We start from the raw sequence: 17,796 nt of genomic DNA, 5'->3' as shown, positions 1-17,796 counted from the left end.
CTGGCTCCGCTCATGATCGCCAGGACAGCCCCTAGTGAGTCGGTGCAAGCCGCGTAAGGCCCCACGGCCCCGCCTTTTCCCGTCGCCATGCCGCGGCGGCGTTCCCGGCTCAGGCCCTCGCGCCGCCGTCGACTCGGAGGACCGTGCCGGTCACGTAGGAGGAGCGGTCGCTGAGGAGCCAGGCGGCGGCCTGGGCGATTTCGTCGGGGTCGGCCGCGCGGCGCAGCGGGGTATGCGCCTCGAGCCGCTCGACGAGACCGGGCGAATCCGCTTCCCACGTACGGATCATCTCGGTCAGCGTGGTGCCGGGGGCGATCGCGTTGACGCGGATGCCTTCCGGGCCGTAGGTGACGGCAGCCGACTCGGTGAGGCTGTTGACCGCCCGCTTCATCGCACCGTAGGCGGGCAGTTCGGGATTGCCCATCAGGCTGCCGACGCTGGAGTTGTTGACGATGGCCCCCGTGCCGGCGGTAGCCCGGATGGCGGCGATCTCGGCGACCATGGCCAGCCACGGGCCCCGGAGGTTCACGGTATAGATGTGGTCGAAGTCGGCCTCCCGCACCTGGTCCATCGGTCCGGGCGGCACGATCGTCGCGCCGTTGTTGAAGGCGACGTCGAGCCGGCCGTACAGGTCGACGGCCCGGTCGACGGCGGCGCGCACGCTGGCCGCGTCGGAGAGATCGCACACCACGTAGTCGGCGATGCCGCCCGCTGCCCGGACCTCCACGGTGACCGCCTTCAGTTGGGCCTCAGTCCGGGCCGCGAGCAGCACCCGGGCGCCCTCCCGGGCGAACAGCCGCGCCGCAGCGGCGCCGATACCGCGACCGGCACCGGTGACGAAGGCGACCTTGCCGGCCAGCAGGCCCAGGGCGGCGGGGGTGGATGTGTCGGTGGTGAATGTGTCGGTGGTGGGTGTGTTGTCCATGGCAGCGAGCCTGCCGACAGTCCGCGGAGTGGATCCAGGCACCGGCGGTACCTGGATAGGCTCCGCGACCACCTGCGCATACTGGGGTTGTGGACAGACGAGAATTGGCGGCCTTCCTGCGCAGCAGGCGCGAGCGGATCACCCCCGCCGACGTGGGGCTGCCTTCCGGTCCGCGCCGTCGTACCCCGGGGCTGCGCCGCGAGGAGGCGGCGCAGCTGGCGTTCATCTCGACCGAGTACTACACGCGGCTGGAGCAGGCCCGCGGCCCGCGCCCGTCGCGGGAGGTGCTGGCCGGTCTGGCCCGGGCCCTGCGCCTGTCGGACACCGAGCGCGACCACCTCCACCACCTCGCCGGCGCACCGCCGGGACCTGCGCCCGGGCCCTCGCGCGAGGTGCGGCAGAGCATCCTTGACCTGCTGTACCGGTTGCCGCAGGCCGCCGCGATCGTGACGTCCGCGACCCACGAGGTGATCGCCTGGAATGATCTGGCGGCCGCCCTCATGGAGGACTTCTCCGCCCTGTCGCGGCGCGACCGCAATCTTGTGCGCCGCGTCTTCCTCGGCCCGCACCCGCAGGGGCGGCGGCTGTACGGGGTGTCGGACTTGGACGGGTTCGCCCGCAGCGCGGCCCAGGACCTGCGCGCCGCGGCCGCCCGTTACCCCGGCGATCCCGAGGTGGCCGAGCTGGTGAGTGAGCTCCTCGCCGGCAGCGAGGAGTTCGCCCGCCTGTGGGCCTCCCACGATGTGAGCACCGAACTCACCCTGTGCAAGACTTTCCAGCATCCTCTGCTCGGCCCGATCACCGTCAACTGCGACGTCCTCGACATCACCGACCGGGACCAGCGGGTCGTGATCTACACGGCCGCCCCCGGCTCACCGTCCGAGGAGGCGCTGCGGCTGCTGTCGGTCGTCGGCACGCAGCGCATGGACGTGCCCGGCTGAGCCGTTCAGACCAAACCGTGTCCCCCGTCGATGTAGAGGACCTGCCCGGTGACGTACCCGGACTCCTCGGCGGCGAAGAAGGCGACGGCGTTGGCGACGTCGGCGGGGACGCCGCGAGTCGGCTGGCGCGCCTTCGTCATCGGAACCGAGATCGTCGTGGACGGCGGGATGCTCGCGTAGGGGCTCGATCGACCGGCGATGACCTGGTTCGGTGCGACGGGTTTACCTGATAACTCTATATAGATAGAGTCTTTGGTGTGACTCGGACAAGGCGTCTCTCTCCTCAGGCGGAAGGGGTGCTCCGCGCGCTGGCGGCGGACCCTTCCGAATGGCGTTACGGCTACGAGCTCGGACGGGAGGTGGGGCTCAAGGCCGGTTCGTTGTATCCGATCCTGATGCGGTTGGCCGATCGCGGGCTGCTGGAATCGTCGTGGGAGAGTGTCCCGGTGGCGGGTCGCCCTCCCCGGCACCTGTACCGGCTCACCGGCACGGGGCTGGCGGCGGCCACCGAGGTGGCGGCACCGGCCGTCGAGGAGTCGGCCGCTGAGCGGGACAGGCCCGGCACACGGCGTTCCTTGCGCGGTGCCTGGTGAGCCGCCCCAGAGACGACGCGGCGAGGCGGCTCCTCGCCTTCGCGTCATGGCTCCTGCCTGCCGCCCGGTCCGACTGGGGACTGGCCATGCGGGCCGAACTCGCGCACCTGGAAGGGCGTGCGGCGCGGCTCGCCTTCGCACTGGGCTGCGTCCGGGCGGCGGCGGCGCAGCCGGCGACGCTGCGCCGCCTGGCCGTTTCCGCGGGCGCGGTCGGCGCATTGGCGCTCCTGCTGGCGGGAGGTGTCACGCATCCCGCAGCCCGTCTGGAGTTGGCCGGCCTGCTGTCGGTCGTGGTGGCGCTGGCCTGGCGAGGAGGCCGGCCCGGGCTGCTGGGTCCGGTACGGCCTTCCAGAGCCGCCCGGGTGGTGCGGACGGCCGGCTTCGCGGTCGCGTGCGCGTACCTTCTGGTGGCCTTCCTGGACCATCGTGGTCCCCAACCGCTGGGATCCGGCGACGGCCTGCTGCCGGGCATGATCACGCTCGTGCTGTACCTCGTGGTGACGCTGGCGGTGACCGCACACGCGTCCACGGCGAGTGCCGTCACCCTGATGTCCGGCATCGTCGCCGGTCTGGTCGCGGGGCCGGCGTGCTTCATGCTCATGCCTTTCGAACGTGCTCTGCCGCCGCTCGCGGAGCACCTGCCGGGACAGGGGATCTGGCTGATCGCGATCGTCGTGGCGGCGCCTGCGGCGGCGATGGTCGTGGTCACCCGCCGTACGCGTGACGCCCTTCAGAGCGTCGTGGCCCTGGTGTGCGCGGGAGCCGTCTGCGCCGGCGTGGTCGCGGTGCTGGGTTATGGAGCCTTCCTGCTCTTCCCCGACCAGATGCCGAGTCTGGTTCCGCTCAACGCGGGGCCGCCCGACGTCCGCAGTGCCTTGTCCAGGCTGGAAGCCGGAGACGAGTACGTGGTCGCCCTGATCTGGGGCTGCCTACTCGCAGGTGTGCTCGGCTCGCTGATCCGCGGTGCCGCCCGGCGGAGCACCCGCGTCCTGCGCACCGCGACGATCACCTGTGCGTGCCTGGTTCTCGTGGCCGCGCCGACCGGGCACGTGGAGGCGGCCGTCGTCGCCGCCCTCGCCACCACGATGACGGGGATGCTCACCCTGGTCAGCACGGGGCGAGGTCTCCGTCGCGGCAGCATCACAGCTGGTGGTCAGCCCTGACGCCACACTGGTGCCTGGCCCCCCGTACGACTGCGGTGATGGGCATGGGGGTGGAGGTCATGACTCGGGTCCCGCCGGGCTCTTGTCGTCGTCGATCGCCACCCGCGGCTCCTCGCCGAGAAGCTCTCTGATGTTGTCCGCGAGTTCTTCGAAGATCTCCGTACTTCCGGCCGCCTTCAACGGAAGCCCAGCGGCCTTCGCCCTTCGCTCCGCTTCCGCCCCCGCTTGGGGGTCGTCCAAGGACGAGGCGGGGAAGCGGACCTTGAGCAGCGAGGCGAAGCCGACGGGGAGGACCGGCAATATCGCCTGGATCCGCTGGACGGCGACCCGCTGCTGAGGCATGGCCGACAACGCCGTGTAGTCGCTCCAGGCGTCCCCTGCCCGCTGAAGCTGCTCGATGAGGAAGTCGCGGCGGTCCCGTTGACGCTGCCGCTCGAGCTGCCTTTCCAGGAGTGCTCCCGAGGCTCGGCGTTCGTCCGTCAGGCGCCGATCAGCTTCGGCCCGGTCCTCCTGCCGCTCCTGTTCGCCTTGTATTCGGTCGCGATTCGCGGTCTTGACCGTGACGATGAGCGCCGCCACCGCCACGAGGGCCGCGACCAGGGAGCCCCAGCCCTGCAACTGTTCGCTGATCCACCCGAGGTCGACGGATTCAGACGGAGGTGCGGGGGCGACGGTGACCGTGGCGGTCGCGGTTACTGTCACGGTGGGCAGCGGCGTGGGGATCACTCGTGTCTCTCCTCGAAATCGACTGCGAGACGGAACAGCGCGTCACGCGCGTCGCCCGGGGTCGCGGCGAGCCGCGCCACCGCGGCCCGTACGTCGGCCCGGGCTGAGAAGCAGCGGTCGGCCCCGTCGAAGAACTTCACAACGGCCGAGTCGATGTCCATCATGGCCGCCACTCCTCCATCCACGCGGCCTCACTTGCGTATCGGTAAGCGAGCGCGTGGTGTCCGGCTCCACGCTCCGGAGCTTCTTGATCATGCAGAGTCGGCCGCCGCACCGGCGCGACTCCGCGAGATCAAGCCTCATCCGACGTTCAGGCCCAGGTCATCCGGGGGCCATCGCCTGCGTGAAGGGTGGAACGCGTCCGCCTCTCTCTCCGAGGCAGGACGTCCCTACCCAACAGACGGAGAAAGTACATGCGCATCCGCGCACTGTTCGCTACCGCCGCCGCGGGCGCGCTCGTCCTCATAGGCGCCACGAGCCCCGCGCTCGCAACCTCCGATGCGGCAGGCAACGCTCAGACCGAGAAGGCCGCGGTCGTCACGACAACCCACACCGGTGCGCCCCGCGAGCTCATCGGCGCGCTGCACGAGCACAGCGGCTACTCCGACGGATGGCCCGGCTCCCGGCCCGCCGACTACTTCGCGTCTGGGCGTGACAAGCACGACCTGAACTTCGTCGGTTCGAGCGAGCACACCTCGAACGTCAACTCCCCGCTCGTCTTCAACGAGGAGTGCCTGGACCCGCGGGTCGCGCCGAGCTGCCAGAACGCCGATCCCGTCAACCCGCTCGACGCGCTGCGCAAGTGGGACGCGACGCTCGAGCAGGCCAAGGCCGCGACCGACCCCGCGAAGGACTTCGTCGGCTTCCGCGGCTTCGAGTGGACCTCGGACCGCATGGGCCACATCAACGTCTACTTCTCGAGTAAGAACTCGATGCCCGAGATCGACGGCGGCACCATCGCGATGGATCGCTTCTACGACTGGCTGACGACCACCGGCAAGGACGGCCTGGCGGTGTTCAACCACCCCGGCGACAAGACGCTGTGCGGCCCGCTGAAGTGTGACGTCCGCAGCGACCTCGGCTTCGGTTGGGAGGACTTCAAGTACTTCCCGAAGGCCGACGACCAGATGGTCGGCATCGAGGTCTTCAACGGCGGCAGCGACTTCGGCTCGGCGCCCGGGCACAACGCCCCGCCCGAGGGCTGGTACGCCCACGCGCTCGACAAGGGCTGGCACGTCGGCGCGATCGGCGCCGAGGACAAGGGACACGACCGCACGGACGACTGGGGCGGCTCGCAGTACGCCAAGACCGTCGTCGTGGCCAAGGCCAACACCGAGAAGGACATCAAGAGCGCGATGGCCGACCGCCGCTTCTACGCGGTGCTCGACAACGCGCTGCGACTGGACTTCACGGTCGACGGGCACGGCATGGGCGAGCGGATCCAGACCGACGGCAAGCGCCCGCTGGCCATCGACGCGCACGTCCGCGGCTCGAGCACGCCGCTGCAGTTGGAGCTTGTCAGCAACGGCGGCCAGGTGGTCGCCGGCGCGACCGGTGACCAGCTCGACGCCTCGCTGAAGGCGGCCGACGACAGCTGGTACTTCCTCCGGGTCCGCCGCGACGGGCGTCCGGTCGCGTACTCCAGCCCGATCTGGGTCAACGATCACAAGCAGGCGGGCGCGCCGAACGCGCCCGAGGGCGATCTGAGCACCAAGGACGGCCGCTGGCTGGCGGGCGACCTGAACGTCCACAGCTGCTTCTCCAGCGACGTCTACTGCGCCGGGACCGACAAGGCGAGCGAGGCCGACCCGTTCCGTCAGGGCGTCGACGTCCGCTCGCGCTTCGCCGAGGCGGGCAGCCGCGGGCTCGACTACCTCGCGGTCACCGACGACGACGACGTCCGCTCGGCGGGCGCGCGGGACTCCGGCGGCCACGGCGTGCTCGCGATCCCCGGCTACGAGGACCGCGTCAACGGGTCTGCCCACGTGCTCGGCATGAACCGGCTGCTCAACAACGGCGACGGTTCCGCCGCCGCGATCAACGGGCTCGCGAACGAAGTGCGCGCGAAGGGCGGCGTCTTCCAGATCGACCACCCAGGCTCTAAGATCACCAAGCCGTTCGCCGGCTGCGACGCTTCGACGCTCACCTGGGGATACGGGTTCGACGTGCGGCCGGACACGATCGAGGTCTGGAACCCGGGCTCGAGCATCCGCACCGCCGAGGACTACCTCGACTGCTGGCTGCAGCGCGGCGAACGCGTCGCGCTGACCGGCGGCAGCGAGGCCAAGACGCAGTACGGGCAGCCGCAGGGCGCCGGCTATCCCACCACCTGGGTGCTCGCGCGCAACCACTCGACGGGCGCCGTGCTCGAGGCGCTGCGCGCCGGCCGCACCAGCGTGTCCGCGCTGCCGCCGTCCGTCGGCGGGCGCCCGCTCGTGATCGAGGCCAAGCGCGGCACGAGCTTCGTGCCCGTCATCGGCGACGACGTCCGCCCGGGCGAGACGCTGCGTGTGCGGTCGCTCGACTCGCTCACCGACGGCTCGCTGCGCGTCATCGCCAACGGCCAGAAGCTGCTCGACCAGCACCTCACGCGCGCTGGGGCGATCGAGTTCACCGCCCCGGCCCAGCCGGGCTGGGTGCGTGCCGAGTTGCGCCTCGGCAACGACCTGCTCGAGCAGACCCCGCTGTGCGGACCGATCGATGTCGGCGTGAACCTGTGCCCGTACGACGCGGCGATGGTCGCGATGACCTCGCCCGTCTACGTCCGCTGATCCGTCGATCTCGGTCGAGACTGAAGGCCCCGGTCCGATGACCGGGGCCTTCGTGCGCTCGGCGTGGCTCAGGCCGACCTGAGGCAGAAGGGGTGTCCGGCCGGGGTGGCGTAGACCCGGCCGCCTTTCTGCGATTCGGGGTCGACATCGTCAGTGGGCCGCAGCCGACGTGCACCTGCCTCGAGCGCCAACCTGTCCGCGTCCGCGAGGGCGTCCGTCGTCAGATCGACGTGCATCTGCTGCGAGTCGCCTTCTGGCCACTTCGGGGGGACATGCCCCGGAGCCAGCTGGATCACGAACGTCGGGAAACCGTCGATCCGGAGGAAGTGGTGAGTTGCGGTCTTGGTGATCGAGCCGCCCAGCAGCCGGTGCCAGAACGCACTCTCGGGCTCCAGCTCGGCAGCGTCGATGATCACTGCGCTGAGGTTGATGTTCATGCTTGTTCTCCGTCCGCCCTCTGCTTGGTCTCGGCCTACACCACCGGGATGATGCCGCCGTCGACCCGGAACTCGGCTCCCGTGAGCCACTTCGCGCGGCCGGACGCGAGGAACGCGATCATCTCTGCCACGTCCTCGGGATCGCCGGGCCGGCCCATCGGCACCTTCAGGTGATCCACGACCTGCTGCTGTACCTCCTCCACGCCGACACCCTGCCGATCGGCGATCCGCTGGAGGTGCTCGACGGCGCCCTTGGTGACCACGAAGCCGGGCAGGACGCACACCACGCGCACCCCGTGCTCGCCCACCTCGGTCGCCAGCTCGCGGCTGTAGGCATTGAGCGCCGCCTTCGCCGCCGCGTAGGACGCCTCGGTGCGCTGCGGCAGACGACTCGCAATCGACGAGACGTGCACGACCACGCCGGAACCCCGCTCAACCATCCCCGGAACCAGGGCCCGGTCGAGCCGGACGGCACTGAGCAGGTTCATCTCCAGGTCCGCACGCCACGACTCGTCGGACCGCTTCAGCGTCGGCACCGGGGCACTCGCGGCGCCCGCGTTGTTGACCAGGACATCCACCCCACCCACGCTGTCGATGACCCGTCGGCCGAGCTCGTCTACTCCTTGATCCGTCGCAAGGTCCGCAGGGATGAAGGTGGCCGGCAGATCCGCCGGAGGCGCGCTGCGCGAGGCGGTCAGCACCGTCGCGCCCGCAGCGGCGAATCGACGGGCAGTCGCCTCACCCAGGCCGCGGCTGCCACCGGTGACCAGCACACGAAGGCCGCGGAGCCCCTCTTCCGGGAACGTCATGGAGTGCTCCTTCAGTAAAGTGAACCTGACTCCGGAAACTATACATAAGCTGAACCGGACTCATCTTATGGAGGCACTGTTGCCGTCATCACGTCCGCTGCGCGCCGACGCGCGGCGCAACCGCGAGGCGCTCCTGGCCGCGGCGCGGGAGGCGTTCCTCACCGGCGAGGCCGACGCCCACGTAGAGGAGATCGCCCGGCGAGCCGGAGTGGCGGTCGGGACGCTCTATCGCCACTTCGAGACACGCGAAGCCCTCGTCGAGGAGGTCTACCGCCAGGAGGTCGACGAGTTGTGCGCCGCACCCGCGGAGCTCCTTGACCGGCATGCCCCGGACGAGGCGTTGCGGCGCTTCCTGCTGCTGCTCGTGGAGCACGCGGCCGTGGGCAAGGGAATGGCCGTCGCGCTGGAGAGCATCATGGCGACGGATTCACCGATCTTCGATGACGCCCGCACGCAGATGGCACAGGCTCTCGATCAGCTGCTCAAAGCGGGCACAGCAGCCGGCACCATCCGTGGCGGCGTCGGCGGACGCACACTGCTGCGTGCGCTGGGAGGCATCTGCGGGATGCACGCCACAGAGGGCTGGCAGGACGAAGCCGTGCGCATCACCGCGATCCTCTTCGACGGCCTGCGTTTCGGCGCACAGAACGCAGGCTGAGCCGATGCGGATTCGGCGTGACGCCTCGGCGGGAGATCGTGTCTCCCCATGCCCGTGCGAACAAGCCCCTTGCCTCCGAAGTCGGGCATCATGGATGCCGTGAGTACTCAGAGTTCTGAGTGGATGTTGATTGCCGCCTACGAGAACACACACGGCTGCCCGCAGCCGATGGCATCAGCGCGCGCTTGACTGCGTGACCGGGGAATCGACTGGATGCCGTTCGAGATCGATGAGATACGCGTGGACCTGGCCTGCGGCCCCGCGGCTGACGGCCAGTGGCACGGCTGGTTCAGCGTCCGGATTCACCCCGAGGCCCTCCGACGGGTCGGTCTCCATCCTGATCAGCCCACGTCGAAGATCGTCGGGCCTTCTCCACCTCGATGGTGGCACGAGGCCGCGGAGCGTGCCGCCCACTAAGTAAGTCAGACGCGGTTGCCGCTGATCTCCGCCTGGTAACGGATTTGGCCGAATCCGGCGCCGCCGTACCCCATGATGTCGACGGAGCCCGTGAGGTTGCCGCCCTCATCGACCGTGATGGACATCTGCCCGGACACCGGTGCGTAGATTCCGGCCGCCAGGCCGGAGCCGGCGGTGAAGTTGTTCCCGAGCGTGGCGGCCACCAGTTCGTCCGGCCGGACGGTGACCGTCTGGCCGTCCACCTCAACGTACGCCAGGTCGATGTTGGCGGCGGAGGCCCCCGGATCGCAGCCGGAATTGCTGCTGAACCAGATGGCGCCCGCTTCCGGTTGGGCTCCCGGGAAGCCCGAGATCAGGCAGAGATCCACGACGTTGACCTCGTTGGTCGTCCCCACCTCGGAGATCGTGTCGAGAATGCGCACCGTGCCGGCGCGCTGGAAGTCCGCCCATCCGGTGGTGCCCTTGATCGTCACCTCGTAGCTGCCGCCGACCAGGCTCTTCTCCTGAGGCTGGTCCACGGTCTCCTCGATTTCAGGCGTCTCCGTCGCCGCCTCCTCCGTTGCCGGCGCTGTGGGCTCGTCGGTTGCCGCAGTCGTGGTCTCAGCGATGGCCGTCGGGGACGTCCCCGTGCTCGGCGACGCGCGGTCCGCTCCCGATGAGCAGGAGCAGAGAACAAGGGTGAGGACGACAGCGAGAGATCCCCAGGCGAGGTTCGCTCTTCCTTGTCCGTTGTCAGCACACGCCATGGCCGCGTTCTCCTCGTTCGTGCTTTGTGTCAGACCGAGCAGGCCTCAGCATTCAATGAGCGAGATCGCAAGACACCCGAAAAATACGGATTTCAGAAAAGTCTCGGTATGCGGCATGTCCGGCCACCGATCCTGGCCGGCGACATCTCCCGTCCCGAACCGATGACGTGCGTGTGGCGATCGGAAGGCCTCGGGGTCGAACGGTGTGGCATGGTGCGCGGCGGCGGGGAACCGGAGAGGCCATCCGGGCATCTCACCGTCGGCGCCATTCGTCCGCGAGCAGCCGATAGGAGCGCACCCTGTCCTCATGATCATGGGTGATGGTGGTGATGATCAGCTCGTCGGCGCCGGACGCCTCTCTCAGCCGTTCGAGCTGGTCGGCGACCTGCCCCGCGGTCCCGACGAACTGGGTGTCGACGCGGTCGGCGACCAGTTCACGGTCGGCGGCGCTCCACGGCAGGGCACGGGCCTCTGCGGGGGTCGGGAACGGGATGGCCCCTTCGGCGGTCCGGATGCTGCGCACCCACGGCCCGTAGCCCGTGGCGAGTTCGCGGGCGGCGGCCTCGGTCTCGGCGACGACGACGTCGGCGGAGACGCTGACATAGGGCCGGTCCAGCTCCGCGGACGGGCGGAACGCGGCCCGGTAGCCCTCGGCCGCCTCCAGCACGCTGCCGGGGCTGACGTGGTAGTTGGCGGCGAACCGCAGGCCGTTCGCACCGGCGACGTTCGCACTCTCGCCGCCGCTGCTGCCCAGGATCCAGATCTGCATCTGCGCGCCCTCACCCGGGACCACGTGCGCCTCCTCCCCCTCCGGGGACCGGTAGGTGCCGTGCAACAGGTCGAGAATGTCGCCGACCTGTTCGGTGTAGTTCTGGGAATGCGCGCCGGGCAGTTGCAGGAGCGTCTTCTGCAGCGCGAAGCGCGGCGAGGCGAGCAGGTGGGCGAAGGAGAACTTCGGCGGGATCAGCAACCCGTTCGGCGCCCGGCCGTCGGCCACCAGCACCGGTTCCCGGGTCGGCTCGGTCGGCCGCCCACCTGACCGGCCGAGGCCGAGGTCCAGGCGCCCCGGGTGCAGGGCGTCGATCAGCCCGAACTCCTCGACCGTCGACAGCGCCGTACGGTGGCCCATTTGCACCGCGCCGGATCCGATCCGGATCGTCGAGGTCGCCGACGCGGTCAGCGCCAGCAGCACGGCGGGCGATGTCCCGGCGACCCCCGGGTTGAGGTGGTGCTCGGCGAACCAGTAACGGGCGTAGCCGAAGCGTTCGGCTTGCCGCGCCAGATCGATGCTGTTGCGCAGGGCCTGGGCGGCGGTCGATCCCGAGGAGATCGGGACCAGGTCGAGCACGGCCAGTGGGATGGTGGCCATCTGTCACCCTTCTGGAATGGCGGAAACGGGCTCCGGAGTGACCGGTCCCCACCCCCAGGGCGGGTCCGGTATCTCCCGGCGCAGCACAGGCGCGATGTCGGACTGGAACAGCTCCAGTGAGTCGCGGTGCTGGGCATCGGTCAGACCGCCGGCGTCGGCATGCAGGTGCATGACGCTGTGGCCGAACTGCTCGTGGTAGCGGTGGACCTTCTCGATGATCTGCTGCGGGCTGCCGATCAGGGCGGAGCTGCGCTCGACGAAGTCCTCCAGGGTGGGAAAGACCGGCTCGAGCCCAAGTCGTCGCTGGAAGGCGAGCTGCCCCTCGAAGACCGGCCGATAGGCGGCGACGGCGTCCTGCGACCGGCGGTCCGCGTAGTAGCCGGCGCTGCCGGCTCCGACCACGGCGGCGGCCGGGTCGTGACCGTACTCCGCCCACCGCTCGCGGTAGTGGCGGACCAGTTCCGCGTACGGCTCGATCGCGTTGGTGACGTTCGCCGAGAAGAGCGGGTCGCCGTAGCGGGCCGCCAGGTCGACCGATTCCCGGCTGGTCGCACTGCCGTGCCAGACCCTGATCGGTTGCTGCAGCGGTCGGGGCCACACCTCCGCCTCGGTGAGTCGAGGCCGGAACCGCGGCGTGGCGGTGACCTTCTCCTCCCGCCAGAGCCGGCGGAACAGCTCGTAGCTCTCGGCGTTGCGGTCCCACTGGTCCTCGGACGTGACATGGAAAAGCTCCCGCTGGGCGGTGCCGTTGCCCTTCCCGATGATCAGCTCGAGTCGGCCGGCGGAGAGGTGGTCGAGGGTCGCGTAGTCCTCGTACGCCCGGACCGGGTCGAGCAGGCTCAGCGTGGTGACAGCGGTGAAGAGCCGGATCCGGGAGGTGAGCGCGGCGATGTGGCTCAGCACCACCGGAGGCGAGGAGGAGATGAAGGGCCGCTCGTGCCGCTCCCCCACCCCGAAGCCGTCGAAGCCGAGTTCCTCGGCGATCAGGGCGTTGTCGACGACCTCGCGGAACCGGTCGTAGGTCGACTTGCGCACCCCGGTCACCGGATGCGGTGCGTGCACGATCAAGGTGATCATCAGGAATCTCACGAGCCGGCCTCCTTGGCCGCGCCGGCCCGCCGCGGCTCGGCCAGGCCCAGGTGGTGGCGCAGGGTCGGGCCGGTGTAGTCGGCGCGGTAGACGCCGCGTTCCTGGAGCAGCGGAACGACGGCGTCGACGAACCGGTCGAGCCCGCCGGGGGTGACGTGCGGGACGAGGATGAAGCCGTCGGCGGCGTCGGCCTGGACCAGGTCGTTGATCTGCCGGGCCACCGTCGCGGGCGACCCGACGAAAGACTGCCGGCCGGTGACCTCGATGATCAGTTCACGGATGGAGAGGTTCTTCGCCGCAGCCAGGTCCCGCCACTCCCGGGCGATGGCGAGCGGATCCTTGTGATACCGCACGCTCGCCCGGCCGCGGGAGACGGCGTTCTCCCCCGCCACCGGGTCGATCTCCGGCAAGGGACCGTCCGGGTCGTAGCCGGAGAGATCACGGTTCCAGAGCTGCTCCAGGAACTTGATCGCGGTCTGGCCGCTCACCTGCGCGAGCCGTACCTCATGGGCGAGTTCCTGCGCCTGCGCGTCGGTGTCGCCGAGCACGAACGTGGCCGCAGGCAGGATGAGCAACTCGTCATGGGTCCGGCCGTAGCGGGCGAGCCGGCCCTTGACATCGGCGTAGAAGGCCTGCCCGGCGGTGAGTGTGGAGTGCCGGCTGAAGATCGCGTCGGCCGACGAGGCGGCGAACTCCCGGCCCTCCTCGGAATCGCCGGCCTGCAGGATGACCGGCCGTCCCTGCGGGCTGCGGGGGACGGTGAACCGTCCGGCGATGTCGAAGTCCTCGTCGTGGTGCTCGAAGGACCCCGCCTCCGGGTCGCCGAGGAACACCCCGGCAGCAGCGTCCGCGACGATCTCGTCGCCGTGCCAGGAGTCGAAGAGTTCCCAGGTGGCGCGCAGGAAGTTGCTCGCCCTCCGGTAGCGGTGCTCCTGCGCGAGGAAGCCGCCCCGGCGGAAATTCTCACCGGTGAACGCGTCCCAGGAGGTGACCACGTTCCAACCCGCCCGGCCATCGGAGAGGTGGTCGAGGCTCGCGAACTGCCGGGCGACCTCGTACGGCTCGTTGAAGGTGGAGTTGATCGTCCCGGTCAGCCCCAGCCGCTCGGTCACCGCGGCCAGCGCGGCGAGCACGGTGAAGGTGTCAGGGCGGCCGACCACGTCCAGGTCGTAGATCTGGCCGTTCTGCTCCCGCAGGCGCAATCCCTCCGCCAGGAAGAGGAAGTCGAACTTCCCGCGCTCGGCCGTCCGGGCGAAGTGGGCGAACGAACTGAACTCGATGTGGCTGCCCGCCTCCGGGTCACTCCACACCGTCGTGTTGTTGACGCCGGGGAAGTGGGCGGCGAGATGGATCTGCTTGGGTGGTCTGCTCATGCGCAGGAGGGTCCTTCCACGTTGACTGGCCGGGCTCAGGCGACGGCGTACCGGTTCGCGGGCCGGGGCAGACCGAGCCGGCCCCGCAGCGTCTCGGCGCGGTACTCCGTCCGGAACGCACCACGGCGCTGCAGTTCCGGCACGAGGCCGCGGGTGATCTGCTCCAGGTCGTGCGGGACGGTGCCGGGACGCAGCCGGAATCCGGCCAGGCCGGCCGACTGCCATTCCTGGAGAAGGTCGGCCAACTCGGCCGGCGTCCCGGTGAAGACGCGGGCGTCGCTGCCGTACTCGGCGCCGGCGAGATCGTCGAGGCGAGCCTTGCGCGCGGCCGCCGCGGCGGCGGTGTCGTCCAGGAACACGTCCAGGTCGGCGAAGACCAGCACACTCTCCGCCCCCCGTCCAGCCGCGACCTGCTCGGCGCGGATCTCGTCGACGACGGCTTCGGCCTGGGTCGTGTCGTGGGGCGTCACGTAGCCGATGTCGGCTGAGCGGCCGACAAGCCGGTACGGCACGCTCTGGTGCGCCAGCGCACTGACCAGGGGCTGGCCCTGCGGCGGGCGGGGCGTGATCGAGGGGCCCTTGACGCTGAACCAGCGCCCCTCGAAGTCGATGTAGTGCAGCTTGGCGCGGTCGACGAACCGCCCGGTCGCGACATCTCGGATCTCCGCGTCGTCCTCCCAGCTGTCCCAGAGCCGCCGGATCACCTCGACGTAGTCGGCCGCCTCGTCGAACAGGTCGACCAGCGGCCGCTGCGCCGCCGAGGTGGACACCTCGTCCAGACGGACGAGGGCCGGCGGACGGCGGCCGAAGTGTGCCGTCTCGTCGGGCCGGGTGGACACCCTGACCCGCACGCCGGCGCGTCCGGTCGACACGTAGTCCAGCGTCGCGATCGCCTTGGCGATGTGGAACGGCTCGGTGTGCGTGACGACCACCGTCGGCACCAGACCGATATGGCGGGTCAGCGGCGCGACCCGGGCGGCGATCAGGAGCGCGTCCAGGCGTCCCCGGACGTGGTCGGTGCGCCGGTCCTGCTCGACCGGGCTCGCGGACTGCAACCCGAGCGAGTCCTCGATCGTCACGAAGTCGAGCAGGCCCCGCTCGGCCTCCGCGACCAGATCGGACCAGTAGCGGGCAGTGAGAAGCTCCAGCGGCCGAGCCCGCGGCGCCCGCCATGCGGCCGGATGCCGGCCGGCCCCGTCGAGCGCGACGGCGAGGTGAAGCAGGGGAAACGAATCGGACATGAGCAGTGACCACTTCCTGGTCGGAGGGTGCCACGACGGCCCGTCCGTCGACCGGTGGTCGGCGGCGGGTCGGCTCGGGCGGGGCTCGGTCGGAGAGAGCAGGCGACAGGTCAGCGAGGACACAGCGCGCCGGCGACGCGCTGCAGATCGATGTGCCGACGGGAGACCAGGGCGAAGCCGGCAGGTCGCGACGACACGGCGACGACGACGCGGGGGTCTGCGCTCGGCATGGTCGTCACCTCCTGTCGGCATATCAGTGCGGAACACCGGTACTGCGGGTCGTGCAACGGTCTGACGGCGGATCGCCCTGCCGGGGGGCGCGACCCGCCGGGCGTGGACGGGACGGCCTTGGCCGGAGATTACGCCGACTCAGAATATCTGTCTATACCTACCTAAATGGTGGGCTTTTCTCCAGAGAGCCCAGATGCCGCGCACCCATTGGCGACAGCGGGGCAGGCAATCTCTACTTTTCATGTAGGGATTGACTTAAATATTTCCGGCTGCCTACCATGAGCGCGCCGAGACGGCAGCCTCGGGCGGCACGATGCGGTGCGCCGATGCGAGCCGTACGGTGCGGCCGACGAGGAGGCGAACATGCTGCCCACGCGGGTGTACGTCGTCCGGCCCGAGGCCGCCTCGAGCCGTTCCCTGCTGAGCTTCTCCCGCCGCCACATCGACCTGCTGCGGGTCCGGAGTTCCCTCTGCCGCGGCTGAGAGCCGCCCGCCCGGACAGACAGCACGCCCGCATCAGACCGCCATCCCATCGGGTGATCGCCCATCGGCCAGGCGCACCGGCGCCTGCCCCGACCACGTTCCGGCATCGACCTCCCCACCGATCGGTCCGCTCCCGTCCGGCCCAGCACGGGGGCGACCCCCTCGATTCAAGTGGAGTACACGTGCACCGAGTCCCACAATCCACCGCGGTCCGCCGGCGGCTAATCGCGACGCTTGCCGTGGCCGGGTCGATCGTGCTGACCACCGCCTGCGGCTCGGACGTCGGAACCGCCGGCGCCGCTGACGGCGACGCCGCCAAGGCCGGGGGAACCCTGACCTTTGCGGTCGGGTCGTACGCCGGGTGCGTCGACCCGCAACAGGTCGGCAGCAACGACACCATCTACGCCCTGCGGCAGATCGTCGACTCGCTGACCGACCAGGACCCGGCCACGGGGAAGGTCGTTCCCTGGCTCGCGGAGCGTTGGGAGGTGAGCCCGGACGCGCGGACCTTCACTTTCCACCTCCGTCCGGGAGCCACGTTCAGCGACGGGACGCCCGTCGACGCCCAGGCGGTCAAAGACACCTTCGACGCCGCGCCCAAGCTCGGCGCCAAGGCCGTCCTCGCGATCGGCTACCTCAGCGGGTACACCGGCACCAGGGTCGTCGACGACCTCACCGCGGAGGTCTCGTTCAAGCAGCCCAACGCCCAATTCCTGCAGGCGACGTCGACCTTCTCGCTCGGCCTGGTCTCGTCGGCGAGTGCCCGGAAGACGGCGGACCAGCGCTGCACCGAGGGGATCGTCGGGTCGGGCCCGTTCAAGCTCGAGGGGTACAAGGCCAACCAGTCGATCACCCTGGCCAGGCGCACCGGCTACAACTGGGGGTCGTCGCTGTGGCGCAAGCCCGGCGAGGCCTACCTGGACAAGGTGGTGTTCACCATCGTTCCGGAGGCCGGGGTCCGCACCGGCAGCCTCCAGTCGGGACAGGTCGACGCCATCGGCAGCGTCGGCCTCGCCGACGAGAGCGCGTTGCAGGGCGGCGGCAACGTCGACCTGCGGGCACGGGCCAACCCGGGCGTGGTGTTCAACCTGGGGCTCAACAACTCCCGGCCGCTGTTGCGCGACCTCGCGGTGCGGCAGGCGATCCAGGCGGCGATCAACCGGCAGGAGATCGTCAACGCGACCTTCCCGACCGGAAGCAAGCCGGCGACCAGCGTCCTGGCCCACACCACCCCGTTGTACACGGACCTCAGCGCGCAGCTCGCGTTCGATCCCGGCAAGGCCGTGTCGCTGCTGGAGGCGGCCGGCTGGCGGCTCGGCGCCGACGGCATCCGGGCCAAGGACGGCACCCGGCTGAGCCTGGAGGTCGACTGGTTCGCCAACGCCGCGACGAACCGGCCGACCCTCGAGCTGATCCAGCAGCAGCTCAAGGCGGTAGGCGTCGAGATCCGGCTGCGTGAGCTGCCGATCGCCCAGATCACCCAGATACAGCAGTCCGGCGACTTCGACGCACTGTGGGGGAACATCACCCGGGCCGACCCGGACATCCTGCGCAGCAGCTACTCGACGGCGCTGGCCAACACCTACCGGCTCGACCCCGGCAAGCTGGACACGGTACTGGACGAGCAGGCCGCCACCACCGACACCACGAAGCGCCAGGCCCTGGTCAGCCAGGCCCAACAGCTGATCGTCGAGAACGCCTACGTCATCCCCGTGGTGGAGCTGACCACCGAGCTCGGCGTCGCCCAGCGGGTCCACGACCTGGACTTCGAGGCGTCCAGCCGAATCCAGCTGCACGACACCTGGAAGAGCTAGGGGGCCGGAT

General features: G+C 70.0%; 18 protein-coding genes. 6 read left to right on the top strand and 12 right to left on the bottom strand.

Annotation, left to right across the window (positions count from 1 at the left end; genetic code table 11):
- Positions 1–109: 109 nt before the first annotated feature.
- Positions 110–925, bottom strand: a complete 816-nt coding sequence (locus tag Pmi06nite_RS36560) for an SDR family NAD(P)-dependent oxidoreductase (RefSeq protein ID WP_203957793.1) — start codon at positions 923–925, stop codon at positions 110–112.
- Positions 926–1,014: 89 nt separating this feature from the next.
- Here Pmi06nite_RS36560 and Pmi06nite_RS36555 point away from each other — a divergent pair, with 89 nt between their 5' ends.
- Positions 1,015–1,866, top strand: coding sequence for a helix-turn-helix transcriptional regulator (locus Pmi06nite_RS36555; protein WP_203957792.1), 852 nt, complete (start codon positions 1,015–1,017; stop codon positions 1,864–1,866).
- A 5-nt stretch (positions 1,867–1,871) separates the two neighbouring features.
- Here Pmi06nite_RS36555 and Pmi06nite_RS36550 read toward each other — a convergent pair whose 3' ends face one another.
- Complete coding sequence (locus Pmi06nite_RS36550; RefSeq protein WP_203957791.1) at positions 1,872–2,006, bottom strand: SDR family oxidoreductase; 135 nt, start codon at positions 2,004–2,006, stop codon at positions 1,872–1,874.
- 117 nt (positions 2,007–2,123) lie between these two features.
- On the opposite strand from Pmi06nite_RS36550, the gene Pmi06nite_RS36545 reads away from it, so the two are divergent.
- A complete protein-coding gene (locus Pmi06nite_RS36545; RefSeq protein ID WP_203957790.1) occupies positions 2,124–2,459 on the top strand; it encodes a PadR family transcriptional regulator in 336 nt (111 codons plus the stop codon).
- Positions 2,456–3,622 (top strand): hypothetical protein, encoded by a 1,167-nt coding sequence (locus tag Pmi06nite_RS36540; protein ID WP_203957789.1) that lies wholly within the window; start codon positions 2,456–2,458, stop codon positions 3,620–3,622. Before Pmi06nite_RS36545 ends, Pmi06nite_RS36540 begins: the two co-directional genes overlap by 4 nt.
- A gap of 57 nt (positions 3,623–3,679) precedes the next feature.
- On the opposite strand, the gene Pmi06nite_RS36535 is transcribed toward Pmi06nite_RS36540, so the two are convergent.
- Complete coding sequence (locus Pmi06nite_RS36535; RefSeq protein ID WP_203957788.1) at positions 3,680–4,348, bottom strand: hypothetical protein; 669 nt, start codon at positions 4,346–4,348, stop codon at positions 3,680–3,682.
- On the bottom strand, positions 4,345–4,512 hold the full coding sequence (locus tag Pmi06nite_RS36530) for a hypothetical protein (RefSeq protein ID WP_203957787.1): 168 nt from the start codon (positions 4,510–4,512) through the stop codon (positions 4,345–4,347). Before Pmi06nite_RS36530 ends, Pmi06nite_RS36535 begins: the two co-directional genes overlap by 4 nt.
- Before the next feature lie 249 nt (positions 4,513–4,761).
- Between Pmi06nite_RS36530 and Pmi06nite_RS36525 the strand changes: the two genes are divergently transcribed.
- Positions 4,762–7,119, top strand: a complete 2,358-nt coding sequence (locus Pmi06nite_RS36525; RefSeq protein ID WP_203957786.1) for a CehA/McbA family metallohydrolase — start codon at positions 4,762–4,764, stop codon at positions 7,117–7,119.
- A 68-nt stretch (positions 7,120–7,187) separates the two neighbouring features.
- Here the strand turns inward: Pmi06nite_RS36525 and Pmi06nite_RS36520 are convergent, their stop codons facing one another.
- A complete protein-coding gene (locus tag Pmi06nite_RS36520; protein ID WP_203957785.1) occupies positions 7,188–7,556 on the bottom strand; it encodes a VOC family protein in 369 nt (122 codons plus the stop codon).
- Positions 7,557–7,591: 35 nt separating this feature from the next.
- Positions 7,592–8,365, bottom strand: coding sequence for an oxidoreductase (locus Pmi06nite_RS36515; protein WP_203957784.1), 774 nt, complete (start codon positions 8,363–8,365; stop codon positions 7,592–7,594).
- Between the two features lie 79 nt (positions 8,366–8,444).
- On the opposite strand from Pmi06nite_RS36515, the gene Pmi06nite_RS36510 reads away from it, so the two are divergent.
- Positions 8,445–9,023 (top strand): TetR/AcrR family transcriptional regulator, encoded by a 579-nt coding sequence (locus Pmi06nite_RS36510; protein WP_203957783.1) that lies wholly within the window; start codon positions 8,445–8,447, stop codon positions 9,021–9,023.
- Between the two features lie 422 nt (positions 9,024–9,445).
- On the opposite strand, the gene Pmi06nite_RS36505 is transcribed toward Pmi06nite_RS36510, so the two are convergent.
- The 6 genes from Pmi06nite_RS36505 to Pmi06nite_RS43120 all read right to left on the bottom strand — a co-directional run bounded on the left by Pmi06nite_RS36505 (position 9,446) and on the right by Pmi06nite_RS43120 (position 15,488).
- Positions 9,446–9,958 carry a hypothetical protein gene (locus Pmi06nite_RS36505; protein WP_203957782.1) on the bottom strand — a complete coding sequence of 171 codons (513 nt, stop codon included), beginning with the start codon at positions 9,956–9,958 and terminating at the stop codon, positions 9,446–9,448.
- A 481-nt stretch (positions 9,959–10,439) separates the two neighbouring features.
- Positions 10,440–11,555, bottom strand: coding sequence for an LLM class flavin-dependent oxidoreductase (locus Pmi06nite_RS36500; protein WP_203957781.1), 1,116 nt, complete (start codon positions 11,553–11,555; stop codon positions 10,440–10,442).
- 3 nt (positions 11,556–11,558) lie between these two features.
- Positions 11,559–12,644: an LLM class flavin-dependent oxidoreductase gene (locus tag Pmi06nite_RS36495; RefSeq protein WP_203957780.1), complete on the bottom strand. Its 1,086-nt coding sequence runs from the start codon at positions 12,642–12,644 to the stop codon at positions 11,559–11,561.
- Positions 12,641–14,017, bottom strand: coding sequence for an NtaA/DmoA family FMN-dependent monooxygenase (locus Pmi06nite_RS36490; RefSeq protein WP_203957779.1), 1,377 nt, complete (start codon positions 14,015–14,017; stop codon positions 12,641–12,643). Before Pmi06nite_RS36490 ends, Pmi06nite_RS36495 begins: the two co-directional genes overlap by 4 nt.
- Positions 14,018–14,052: 35 nt before the next feature.
- The gene (locus Pmi06nite_RS36485; protein ID WP_203957778.1) at positions 14,053–15,258 is read right to left on the bottom strand and encodes an LLM class flavin-dependent oxidoreductase; all 1,206 of its coding nucleotides are present in this window, start codon (positions 15,256–15,258) and stop codon (positions 14,053–14,055) included.
- 110 nt (positions 15,259–15,368) lie between these two features.
- Positions 15,369–15,488, bottom strand: a complete 120-nt coding sequence (locus Pmi06nite_RS43120; protein ID WP_373317356.1) for a putative leader peptide — start codon at positions 15,486–15,488, stop codon at positions 15,369–15,371.
- Positions 15,489–16,154: 666 nt separating this feature from the next.
- Between Pmi06nite_RS43120 and Pmi06nite_RS36480 the strand changes: the two genes are divergently transcribed.
- On the top strand, positions 16,155–17,786 hold the full coding sequence (locus Pmi06nite_RS36480; protein WP_239114451.1) for an ABC transporter substrate-binding protein: 1,632 nt from the start codon (positions 16,155–16,157) through the stop codon (positions 17,784–17,786).
- The last annotated feature ends 10 nt before the right edge of the window (positions 17,787–17,796 follow it).

Origin of the sequence: Planotetraspora mira, assembly GCF_016863275.1 — a bacterium.
In the GTDB taxonomy this organism is placed as follows: domain Bacteria; phylum Actinomycetota; class Actinomycetes; order Streptosporangiales; family Streptosporangiaceae; genus Planotetraspora; species Planotetraspora mira.
The sequence above is the reverse complement of the archived record's forward strand: the minus strand, read 5'-3'. Positions and strand labels throughout refer to the sequence as shown.